Below are 12,616 nucleotides of genomic sequence, written 5' to 3' on the forward strand. Positions count from 1 at the left end.
AATGATGAAAAATATTAGTAAAATATTAGTATGTTTAACTGTATTGGGACTAGTCGGTACGTCTTGTAGTGATTTAGAACAATTCAATGTAAACGAAAGAAATATTACACAAGAACAGTTGGAAGTAGATTTTCAGCATGTAGGCTCTAAATACAGACCTATCTTTGAAAGTATCTATCAATATAACCCAGCATGGTCATACCAGCTTCAGCAAAACCTAAATGCCGATGTGTATTCAGGATATTTAACACCTCCAAGACCTTTTGTGGCAGGAGCAAATAATACCACTTATAGTTTAATAAGTGGTTGGAATAACTTTATTTGGAGTGTGCCTTATTCTAATGTAATGAATAATGTTGATGCAATAAGTAAGTTAACTGCTAGTGAATTTCCTACATTGCACGGTGTTGCATTAATATTAAAAGTAGAAGCAATGCACCGCGTATCTGATGTTTTTGGGCCAATTGTGTATACAAATTTTGGTGACTTAGCGAACGCAGGTATTTATGATTCTCAACAAGAGGCTTATAACACATTTTTCGCAGATTTAGATACTGCCATTGCAAATCTTATGGCAGATATAGATAGCCCTAGATTTGTCGCTTTCGATTTGTCTTATGGAGGGAATTATACCAATTGGGTAAAATTAGCTAATTCATTACGTTTACGTTTAGCAATTAGAATCTCAAAAGTTGATCCTGCAAAAGCAAAAACAGAAGGAGAAAAAGCATTATCTCAATCTTTAGGATTAATGGAAACAAATGCAGATGGTTTTTTTGTAAATAGCTCTTTAGATCATCCTCTTTCCGTTATAGATAATTCATGGGGAGACATTAGAGGAAATGCTTCAATGGAGTCTATTTTAGTAGGGTATAATGATAATAGAGCAGGAAGCTATTTTGATGCGCCAACGAGTGTTGCTGGTTCAATGAAAGGTATTCGTGGTGGATTACCATTATTACCTGGTTATGGAGACGAGCTTGAACAAAAAGCAGCCTATATTGGTTTTTCTGCAATTAATGACAATATTCATACGTCTTCAGTACAATTAATGACTACAGCTGAGGTTTATTTCTTAAAAGCAGAAGCAGCTTTAAGAGGATGGAATGGAGCAGGTGATGCTCAAGTTAATTATGAAATGGGAATTTCAACGTCGTTTGAACAACACGGAGCAAGTGGTGCTGCAGCTTATATAGCTGATAACAGCTCTACTCCTGCAGATTATGTAGACCCTGTTAATCCTACTAATAATATAGCTGCAATGAGTAATATTACTATTGCTTGGAATGCTGCAGATGACAATGAAACTAAACTAGAAAAGATAATTACTCAAAAATGGATTGCCATGTTCCCAGAAGGGCAAGAAGCTTGGAGTGAATTTAGACGTACTGGATACCCTAAAATTTTTCCAGTAGTAAGCAATCAAAGTGGAGGTGTTGTTGACACAAATATTCAAATTAGAAGAATTCCATTTGTTGATAGCGAATTATCTACAAACCCTGAAGGTGTTTCTGGAGCAGTCTCTAAACTTGGAGGTCCTGATAATGCCGGCACACGTCTTTGGTGGGATACTGGTGCATCGAATTTTTAAATAATCAAGTAGTTTTTATATTGAATTAAGTTTTGTTAATTTCTAAAAAGAGGAACTTAAGTTCCTCTTTTTTTAACAACAATTATTCTAAACTATATAACGCTCATATTTTATGAAATTTTACACTATTATTTTAAGCAGTCTATTATATCTAACTTCTTGTAAAAAAAATCAATTACAAAAGAATAATGACTCTTTAAAAATCAAAGATTTATCAAGAGCAAGTTTTATCTAGATTATTAATGATACACATTTTTCATTTTTCAATCAAGAACATAATAGCACTCAAAATTTTTATGGAGGTGCTGGCACATAAACTCTTAAAGGCAATACATATGTTGAAACCTTAAGTTATACTTCTATTAAAACTATAAAAATCACGAATTTCCTTTTACAATTCAAATTAAAGGAGATACGCTTATTCATTCTGGTTTAGAAATTGTAAAAGAAGCAGATATAAATCGAGAAATAACTGAAAAACACATTAAGCTTAAAAATAACGTCGTACTATAATGAAAACGAATAACTCTATTTTATTTATATTATTATTTATATTATTAAAAGGCAATGCACAAGATTTAAATAGCACCCTTTATTTAATGCCATGGCCAAAAGAAATAAAAGAGACCTCGAGTAAATTTAATATTGATAGAAACATCTCCATTTCAATTTCAGGAAATAATCAAGATCGAGTTCATAATGCCTCAATTAACTTTTTAAGAAGACTTTCAAATAGAACAGGAATATTTTTAAATCAAGGTTTCCCTCTAGTTGATAATGCTGCTGCAAATATTAAAATAATTTTTGATAAAAATGCAGATTTATCTATAGAGGATGACGAATCCTATACTCTCAACGTTTATCAAAACAACATTCTACTAAATGCTATTACAGATATAGGAGCTATTAGAGGTTTAGAAACATTACTTCAACTTACTAACTTTAATGAAAATGGATATTATTTTGAAGGTGTTTCTATAAAAGATTCTCCTAGATTTGTATGGAGAGGCTTAATGATAGATGTTGCTAGACATTTTCAGCCTATTGAAGTGTTAAAAAGAAATTTAGATGCTATGGCATCTGTAAAAATGAATGTTTTTCATTGGCATCTAACAGATGATCAGGGTTTTAGAGTAGAATCAAAAATTTACCCAAAACTTCATAAAATTGGTGGAGATGGGTTGTATTATACACAAGAACAAATAAAAGATATTGTTAATTATGCTTCCAACTTAGGAATTAGAGTTATTCCCGAATTTGATGTTCCCGGTCATGCAACAGCAATATTGGCAGCATATCCAGAATTTGGTAGTGTTGATGGAGCTAAATATAGTGTTGAGCGTAATTCGGGGGTTTTCGATCCAACATTAAACCCAATAAAAGATGAGACTTACACTTTCTTAGAGAACCTATTCTCTGAGATGGCACCTTTATTTCCAGACGAATATTTTCATATTGGAGGCGATGAAAACGAAGGCAAACACTGGAATGAAAATGAAGATATCCAAGTATTTAAAAAGGAGCATGGTTTAAAAACTAATCATGATTTACAAACCTATTTTAATATTAAACTTGAAAGAATATTAAATAAATTAGGAAAAAAACTTATGGGGTGGGATGAAATTATGACTCCCAATATGCCTACAACTGCAGTAATTCATTCTTGGCGTGGAGAAAAAGAAGGATTCCCAAAAGGAGGCACATTAATAGACGCAACAAAAAATGGCTATAGCACAGTGCTTTCTGCAGGGTTTTATATAGATAGAATGTTATCTGTAGAACATCATTACACCTCAGAGCCTATTGGAGATGTTAAACTTACTAAAGAAGAACGAGCAAGAATTCTTGGAGGCGAAGCTACTATGTGGAGCGAATTAGTAACTCCTTTTACTATTGATTCTAGAATTTGGCCTAGAACTGCAGCTATTGCAGAACGACTTTGGTCTAAAAAAGAAGTAAACAATATTGAAAATATGAAGTATCGTTTAAAAGAAGTTAGTTTTAGACTAGAAGAACTAGGGATGACACATATAAAGAATAGTGATGTTATTTTAAGAGGAATGACTAATAACCAAGATATCTCTTCTTTAAAAATTTTAAGGAATATTTGCGAACCTCTTAAAATATATTCAAGAAACAAAGGCGGAACAGAATATCAAACTTACTCGCCATTCACATTATTTGCAGATGCCTGTATTAATGATGCTGAAGATGCTGTTATGTTTAATACTGAAGTTATAAAATATTTAAATGCACCTAATAAAAAAAGCTTAGATATTCTATTATCGCATTTAAATATTTGGAATAAAAATCATAATGCCTTTTCTCAAATAAAAGACAATCCTAATGTGAAAATTCTAGAAGAATTGTCTAAAAATCTATCTGAGGTATCACAGATATTAATACCTACATTTTCAAACAAAAAAATATCGAGAGATACATTTACTTCTCTTCAAGAAAACATTAAAATTCTTAGCAAACCTTTTTCTGATACAGAGCTAGCAATACTAAATTCTTTAAACAAGTTAGTAGAATATAGTAAAACAAACTACTTGGTTAATTAAATACTATTCTACTTTAAGAATACTTAAAGCTCCATCTTTATTTAATGAAATAAGATGGAGTTTTTTATTAATTTCAATACTTTCTATTGATGTAGTCTCCTTACTCGTTAAACTTTCCTTTGATTTTACTAAAGATAAATCGGTATTTAAAACATACCCTCTAGAAGCATCATAACGTATAGTTTCTACTTCTGCTCCATAATTATTACCAATTCCTAAAACTTCAATTTCAGAATCTTTATCAATATCTAAAAACTCAAAATCTAGTGTAGGTCCAAATTGTGCTTTATTAGGAAGCTTTTTAAAATCAAAATTTCCACCTCCATTATTTTGAATATAAAATGAGTTAAAACTTGTTGCTTTTAGATGCAATGCGTTTTCTATATTTTCTTTGCCATAAACATCTAAAATGGTAGAGTTTGCAAATGCGTTATACGTGGGTATTCTTTCTTTTAAAAAAGGGGTTTGTTGTGTTGAACATTCTTTACCCCTTACAGGAAAAAGCTCGCCTTGGTATTCTTTGCTCAAAGCAATATCATAACTTTTGTTGTCATCAAAATAATTAGCATATATATGAAGTGGCTTTTTTTCTGTTGGATGAAATTTATTGTTATCACCATAATTCCCAACAAAATAATCTTCGTCTCCATCATTATCATAATCAATAGCTTTTATAGTTTGAAACCACCCTATTATATTATTTGATGGCAACTCTACTTTAATAAAAACACCTTCATTATTATTAAAAACGGTTATGGGCATCCACTCACCTACAACTAATAAATCACTATCTCCATCTTTATCATAATCAGAAAACAAAGCGTCATTAATTAATCCTAATTGTTGTAATTCAGCACCTTTTTTTAAAGTAACATTTACAAATGTTCCATTTTTATTTTCTAATAAATACGATTCTGGAGCTATCGGGTATTTTCCTGAAACCACTCTGCCTCCAACAAATAAATCTAAATCGCCATCATTATCAAAATCGTTAGTAGCAATAGCTTTTGTAATGGTTAACATTTTGGGTAACTTTCCTTTTGAGAAATTCCCTTTTCCGTCATTAATATATAATCTATCTTGTAATAAACTACTTTTTTCTGGTAAACTATAATTTCCCGTAGCTATATATAAATCTAAATCGCCATCGTTATCTGCATCAAAAAACAAGGCATTATTATCATTATATTTTTTATCTGCATCAAATACTCTTTTACTTGATTGTATAAATTTTCCTGATGTATTTTGAATATATAATGCCGCTGAAAAACCTTGTGTATTACCAATAAAAATATCGTCTAGCCCATCATTATTTACATCTGCAACTGCTAATGCATTATCAATAGTCGATTGCTTTTGCGGTAATAATATTTGCAAATCGTAATCGTTAAAATCAACAGATTTGTGTATATAATTAATACCTAAATTTGATGCATTAACAGTTTTAAATATCAAAGGTTTTTCTTGCTTATAAATTGCTTTTTTTTCGGCTTTATAATATGATAAGTTTACATGTTTATTTGCTTCAACTTGCATTAAAACCTGCGATTTATTATCATTCCAAACAACTTTTAAACTATCAATAATTTTAGAATTTCCTAAACCAAAAATTAAATTATAACTTACTGATGATTGATAGCCTCTGCTGGGATAAATTTCTTTTATTTGTTGTGTTCCGTTAGTATAAACTTTAACCTTAGCACCAATAGCGTTTTTGTTTTCATCATTCCCTTTTAACGATACTTTTATATAGTTAGCCTTAGTCTTATTTCTGTATATAGATGCTTTTTCAGACTGATTATTAACAACCAAATCAAGATCACCATCGTTATCTAAATCTACATAAGCAGCACCATTAGAATTAACTTTTTCATCTAATCCAAAATCTTTGGAAACATCTTTAAATGTATAATCAGCATTATTAGTAAACATGTAATTTGACAACTTAGTTGAAGGCATCATAGCAATAGCCTCTTCTAAAGTTACCTTTTTATGATTCATAATATTCTGGCGCATTTTAGTTCTAAAATCCTGATTTGACAAATCGTTTTCAATACCATTTGTTATAAAGATATCATTAAACCCATCGTTGTTAAAGTCTGCAATTAGTGGCGCCCAACTCCAATCTGTTTTTGCGATTCCTGAAAGCTGACCGATTTCACTAAAAGACCCTTCACCATTATTAAGCTGCAACATATTAGACATATACTGATGATGATACCCAGATTTTACCATTAAGTTAAAATTTTCTGTACTCATGGTTGCCATATTTTCTTTTCCTCGTTTTCTATCGGCAGCCATCATATCTAAAACTAAAAGGTCTGGTAATAAATCATTATTTATATCTGCAAAATCAGATCCCATACTGTTAGTCGAAATATGCTTAAAATAAGTTTTACTTGCATCTGTAAATGTACCATCATGATTATTGATATATAAAAAATCTGGTTCTAAAAAGTCGTTAGCTACATAAACATCTGGCCAATCATCATTATTAAAATCGCCTATTGAAGCGCTTAATCCCCAGGCTTTATTTGCTATTTTAGATTGTTCTGTAACATTAACAAATTTGCCGTTATCATTTCTAAATAAATGATCGGAGTCTTCTTGTGTTAATTGTTTTTGTAATGTGGGATTAATAATTATGTTATTCTGAAAATCAATTCGATGATTTACTAAGTACATATCTAAATCGTCATCTTTATCATAATCAAAAAAATAAGCTTGTGTAGAAAAACCATGTTGATCTAATCCATACTTTTTTGCTTCTTCTTTAAACGTATTGTTTTTTTGATTTATAAAAAGTTTGTTTTGTCTTAGTCTAGAATCTTTTATAGATCCTGATTTACAAACATACATATCTAACCAACCATCGTTATTAATATCGACCATTGTTACTCCTGTAGACCAACCATCATTATCTTTTACATTTGCTTTCTCTGTAATATCTTCAAAAACAAAATCCCCTTTGTTTAAATACAGTTTATTAGACTCTTGGTTTGATACAAAATAAATATCTTCCAACCCATCGTTATTAATATCTCCAACGGCTACGCCTCCACCATTGTAAATGTATGAATAGTTTAAAAAGTTGAAATATAAATTTTCGGTGACTTTATTTTGAAAACTCACATTAGAATGCGACTCAGGAATGGAAGTAAAAACGGTAGTTTCATCACCTTTAAAAGGCGAGGTATTATCATCTTTTTTACAGTTAAAATAAAATGATAGTATTAATATGAAAATTAGAGTTTTTAAGCGCATTCGTTGCTTTTTGAATAGCTTTAAAAATAAGAATATTTTGGCAAATTTATATCAAAAAGATAAGATTAAAATAGATATTAAAGACTATACTTTTTTAATCACATTAGTTACAATACCCCAAATTAAAAAATTATTCTCTTCAGTAATATTAATTATTGGATAATCTGGATTTTCTGGTTGTAACCATACTTCATTATTCGAAACACGTAAACGCTTTACCGTAAACTCGCCATCTAAAAAGCACACCGCAATTTTATTATTTGTTGGCTCTAAGCTTCTATCAATAACCAGCAAATCATTATCTTCTAACCCTGCACCAATCATAGATTGTCCGCTTACTCGCGCATAAAAAGTAGCCTCTTTGTTTTTAACTAACTCTTCGTCTAATGATAAACGCTGTTCTTTAAAATCGTCAGCTGGCGACGGAAAACCTGCCGAAATTCCTGCATCAAATAATTGTGCTGCTGCACCCTCGACAGTTTCTGGAGTAAAGAAGGTTAAACTTCCTAATTTATGTGCTATCATAATTCTTAATTTAATTTGTTGTTGTGAGGAATAAAATAATATTTATTTCACAACTATAATATCGTTAATGTTTGTTGTATATCTTGGTGACAATCGCTCTTGACGCATTTTCCACGTACGTTTTAAATCTTGATTTGCTATTTTAATTTTATAATCGCCATACTTCGTGTTAAGATCATCAATGGCATGCATTAAATATTTGTGTTTTGGGTTTTCGTACTCGAACATATTAAGCTGAAAATTATCAGTTGGCACCAACCCAGAAACAATAACACCTGCGCGCTTATATTTAATGCCGTTTTTAAAAATGGAAGTTACTGCTTTTACTGCCTGATTACTAATAATTAAAGAGGAATTGGTTGGATATGGTAAGCTTACTACAGTACTGCCTCTATGTTGTTCTGAGTCTTTTTTGTGCCTATCGCTACTTAGTATAACAATAATAATATGACAACTAGAACCTTGTTTTCGTAATTTTTCGGCACAACTCGTTGCAAAGGTTGAAATGCGTTCTTTTATATAATTTATATCATCGTATGTATAATCAAAACTACGTGTTGTTGCTATGGCACGTTTTGTTTTAAGTTCGTCTAGTTTTAAAGTTGGAATGCCTTCTAAATCCCGTTTTAATCGTGATTCGATAATAGAGAAATTTTTACTAATCCAATCATCAGGAAGTTGCGTAAAATCAAAAGCCGTTTTACAACCTTTAACTTTTAAACGCTTGGTTAAACCTCGTCCTATTCCCCAAACGTCTTCAATTTTAATCCATTTTAAAGCTTTTATCCGTTTTTCTTCAGTGTCAATTATATAAACACCATTGGTTTCTTTTGGGAATTTTCGCGCTACTTTATTAGCTACTTTACTCAATGCTTTGGTTGGTGCTATACCAACACAGGTAGGAATACCTGTCCATTTTAAAATGCGTTTTCTTATTTGATTTCCGTAGTCATCGTAATTATAATCTTCTTTAAAGCTTCTAAATTCTAAAAAAGATTCATCTATACTGTACAGCTCAACATCTGGCGTAAACTGTTTTAAAATAGACATCACACGACTACTCATATCACCATATAATGGGTAGTTTGAGGATAACACAGAAATGCCATTGGTTTTACAAAAGGTTTCCCATTTAAAAATAGGCGCTCCCATCGGTAAATTCAACGCTTTTGCTTCGTCACTTCGTGAGATTACACAACCATCGTTATTAGATAGAATAGCGACTGGTTTTCCTTTTAAATTAGGGTTAAAAACACGTTCACAAGAAGCATAGAAATTATTACAATCTACTAGTGCAAACATAATTGTAAAGATACAAGAAAAATTGTCTTTTAAAACCTGACAGGTCTTTGTATATTTAGATTGTGCAAAAAAATTGAATAGTGAAAGCCCGATCCCTTTTCGGGGTAACGCCCAAAAATATTTATGCTAAAAAGTCGCTATTTAGCAGCATAGGTATTACCAATCCTACAACAATAGCCGATATGATCATAATCCAATCACGCTTGGTAAACCTAAATATGGTTTGCACAACGTAGCTTAAAAACAGTACGATAAATACAATAATAACTTGGGCAAGTTCGATACCTAAGGCAAATTCTAGTAATAAAACAAGTTTATTATCGGTAGCACCTAATAACATTTTAAATTCGCGTGCAAAGCCTAAACCGTGTACTAAACCAAAAAATAATGAGGTTAAAAATAGTATACCTATTTTTTCTTTTTGTGCACCTTTACCAGCTGTAAACACATTATATAATGCCACAATTAAAATAGTAATGGGTATTAAAAACTCAACAACCTGACCATTAACACTAACCACATTATAGGCTGCTAAAACAAGTGATAGGGTGTGCCCCAATGTGAATATAGAAACGAGTAACAATACACGTTTCCAGTCTTTAAAAACATACGGAATAGTGAGCACTATTAAAAACAAAACGTGGTCGTAAGCATTAATATCGAGTACGTGATTAATGCCGTATTTTACGTTAAATAAAAAATTATCGAACATATTAATTAAGATTTAGGGTTATTCAAATATACAAATAAAACCCATTGTGCTTTTTAATTTATTTGTTTAAGCTTAATATCTGCTCAAACAAACTTCAGTAAAAAAAATTTATTCTCGATACTAATTTCACTCATAAAGATTAGTGAAATTCTCTCGAATTGACAAACTTTCTTATTTTACAGTGGTATTGTATTTTTTTTCTAATTGAAATAGCATTTTTTTAGTAATGTCTTCAAGAGAAAAAGTATATTTCCAATTCCAACCTTCTCTTGCCTCTTCGTCGTTTATGCTTTTTGGCCAACTGTCTGCAATGGCTTGTCTATAATCTGGTGTATAGCTTATTTCAAATTCTGGAATATGCTGTTTTATTGATGCCGCAACTTCTTTTGGCGTAAAACTTATTGCTGCTAAATTGTAGGAAGACCTTATTTTTACAACATCATTATCTGCGCTCATAATATCTATGGTGGCTTTAATGGCATCATCCATAAACATCATAGGCAGTTTGGTGTTTTCTGTTAAAAAACAATCGTACTTTTTATCGATAACTGCTTTATGATAAATATCTACTGCATAATCTGTTGTACCACCACCGGGTTGTGTTTTCCAACTAATAATTCCTGGATAACGTAAACTCCTTACATCTACTCCATATTTTTGATTGTAATATTCGCACCAACGCTCCCCGACTTGTTTTGTAATACCATAAACGGTTGTAGGTTCCATGGTTGTATATTGTGGTGTGCTTTCGGTTGGTGTTGATGGACCGAAAACTGCAATGCTGGAAGGCCAAAATATCTGTTTTATAAACTTTGCTTTTGCTAAATTTAATACATGAAATAAAGAATTCATATTCAAATCCCAGGCTTTCATAGGGAATTTTTCTCCTGTGGCACTTAATATAGCCGCCATTAAATAAATAGTGTCTATATTATATTTTTCTACACACCCCTTAATACTGGCATAATCTTGAGCATCAACAATTTCAAAAAATCCGGAGTTAACAATATCTAAATTACTATAGCTTATATCGCTTGCAATAACATTTTCATCGCCATAAATGCTTCTAAGCTTAAATGTTAATTCGGAACCTATTTGTCCGCAAGCACCAATAATTAAAATTTTTGGGTTCATTTAAAACACTGTTTATTAAGAATAAATCAAAAATAATAAGATTTGATTGATAATAATTCATTTTAAATGTGAAAATTTTTTAATTAGACGTTTGATTATTTTACTTAAAACAAACTATTCCTATATCTTTGTATAGCATCCAAAACATGTAGCCGTATGAACATTAAATTTTTGAGTATTATAAGTATTTTTATAATAATGACTTCATGTAAAAAAGCTGAAGAAAATAACGCTTTAGATACTGCTACCCCTAAGAACACTAATCAACAATTATCTGAAAGCGACATATCAAAACTTAATTATCTTGATTTTGGTTTAGATGAAAAAACAGAACGCGTTATTGAAAACTGGCAAGAATATTATCAGCTTCAAGACGTAGTAAACAATGTGAAAAAAGGTGATTTAGGTTTTTTTAAAAATAATGAAGAAATCATTAAAACACTTTTAACAGATTTAAAAAAGAATATTCCAGCACCTGTAAATACATCTGCTACTTTAGCTAGAATACAGGTTTTAGAAACTAAAATTTATAAATTAGAAAGCCTATCGAATCTAGATACAACAACTAAAGATGAGCTTAATTCTACTATAAAAGAATTTTTAGTTTCTATCTCTAACTTAAACTTTCAAATGAATAAAAAACTGGAAAAAGACAGTCAAAATATTCAAAAACCACAATAAAACTAAAATCTAGCAATCACAAATTCTTTCAAATAAAGAAGCACAGTTTCTAAATTTAGAAACTGTGCTTCTTTTATAATTTTTTATTCCTAATTTTTTGGTTGTGTAGCAGCCTGCGTTAGCGCTTGCTTTTGTCTTAATAATTCAGTTTTTGTTAACTGTATTAAATTAAAATTAGGTGCTGTTTTTAGAGTGGCATCTAAAATATCTACTGCCTTATCAATATTTGCATTTTTATCTTGGTTATAGACAACTAAAGCGTTTAAATACATAAAAGCAGCTTTTAAAGACACTTGATAAGGTTGCTGTGTTTCGTAAAACGCTTTTGTCATATCATCTTTAGCATTAGCAATGCCATAAGTAATATGTTTAGAAGCTTCTGTAAATTTTTGAGTTTGCAAGCTTAATTCTGCTAACTCATAAGCAATAAGTGCATTTGGATTTCTTTTAAATAATTCCTCAAAATGACCAATAGCTAATGCTGGTCTTTTAACCGATTTTAAAGACAATGCTTTAACCTCAACTGCAATATCGGAATCTCCAACATTTTTTTCAACACCAATAGTATTCAATGCCTGTATATACTTGCCTTCACTCATATAAACATAAGCTAAAGTGTCTTTCCTTGCCACAGATGGCGACAACACATTTAAATGTGTCATAGCGCTAATCATACCTTGCATATCGCCTTGAGCCCTCATTTGTTTATAATAAGCCTCATAATGTTTTATTAAATCTGGGTTGCTTTGTGCATTCATTTGAAAACAACCAACTAATAAAACCAACATTAAAAATCGTTTCATCTTTGTTTTTTTAAATTTTGCTAAAACTATAAAAATTAAC

At 30.8% G+C, this 12,616-nt stretch carries 9 protein-coding genes; 3 read left to right on the forward strand and 6 right to left on the reverse strand.

All coding sequences use genetic code 11. From position 1 onward, the window contains the following. Window position 1: 1 nt before the first annotated feature. Window positions 2-1,591 (forward strand): RagB/SusD family nutrient uptake outer membrane protein, encoded by a 1,590-nt coding sequence (locus tag RG22_RS07215; RefSeq protein WP_244462124.1) that lies wholly within the window; start codon window positions 2-4, stop codon window positions 1,589-1,591. 512 nt (window positions 1,592-2,103) lie between these two features. Then, the gene (locus tag RG22_RS07220) at window positions 2,104-4,155 is read left to right on the forward strand and encodes a beta-N-acetylhexosaminidase (RefSeq protein WP_034042066.1); all 2,052 of its coding nucleotides are present in this window, start codon (window positions 2,104-2,106) and stop codon (window positions 4,153-4,155) included. Window positions 4,156-4,158: 3 nt separating this feature from the next. Here the strand turns inward: RG22_RS07220 and RG22_RS07225 are convergent, their stop codons facing one another. The 5 genes from RG22_RS07225 to RG22_RS07245 all read right to left on the reverse strand — a co-directional run bounded on the left by RG22_RS07225 (window position 4,159) and on the right by RG22_RS07245 (window position 11,092). After that, window positions 4,159-7,419 carry a VCBS repeat-containing protein gene (locus RG22_RS07225; RefSeq protein ID WP_034042067.1) on the reverse strand — a complete coding sequence of 1,087 codons (3,261 nt, stop codon included), beginning with the start codon at window positions 7,417-7,419 and terminating at the stop codon, window positions 4,159-4,161. An 84-nt stretch (window positions 7,420-7,503) separates the two neighbouring features. Continuing rightward, a complete protein-coding gene (locus RG22_RS07230) occupies window positions 7,504-7,944 on the reverse strand; it encodes a LexA family protein (protein ID WP_034042069.1) in 441 nt (146 codons plus the stop codon). A gap of 42 nt (window positions 7,945-7,986) precedes the next feature. After that, window positions 7,987-9,246, reverse strand: coding sequence for a Y-family DNA polymerase (locus RG22_RS07235; protein WP_034042072.1), 1,260 nt, complete (start codon window positions 9,244-9,246; stop codon window positions 7,987-7,989). A gap of 121 nt (window positions 9,247-9,367) precedes the next feature. Further along, a complete protein-coding gene (locus tag RG22_RS07240; protein ID WP_034042074.1) occupies window positions 9,368-9,958 on the reverse strand; it encodes a HupE/UreJ family protein in 591 nt (196 codons plus the stop codon). A 171-nt stretch (window positions 9,959-10,129) separates the two neighbouring features. Then, on the reverse strand, window positions 10,130-11,092 hold the full coding sequence (locus RG22_RS07245; protein WP_034042075.1) for an NAD-dependent epimerase/dehydratase family protein: 963 nt from the start codon (window positions 11,090-11,092) through the stop codon (window positions 10,130-10,132). Window positions 11,093-11,248: 156 nt separating this feature from the next. Between RG22_RS07245 and RG22_RS07250 the strand changes: the two genes are divergently transcribed. Further along, window positions 11,249-11,773: a hypothetical protein gene (locus RG22_RS07250; RefSeq protein ID WP_156113359.1), complete on the forward strand. Its 525-nt coding sequence runs from the start codon at window positions 11,249-11,251 to the stop codon at window positions 11,771-11,773. Window positions 11,774-11,862: 89 nt separating this feature from the next. On the opposite strand, the gene RG22_RS07255 is transcribed toward RG22_RS07250, so the two are convergent. After that, window positions 11,863-12,576 (reverse strand): hypothetical protein, encoded by a 714-nt coding sequence (locus tag RG22_RS07255; protein WP_034045851.1) that lies wholly within the window; start codon window positions 12,574-12,576, stop codon window positions 11,863-11,865. Between the last annotated feature and the right edge of the window lie 40 nt (window positions 12,577-12,616).

It is taken from the genome of Wocania ichthyoenteri Th78, assembly GCF_000789235.1.
Classification (GTDB): domain Bacteria; phylum Bacteroidota; class Bacteroidia; order Flavobacteriales; family Flavobacteriaceae; genus Wocania_A; species Wocania_A ichthyoenteri.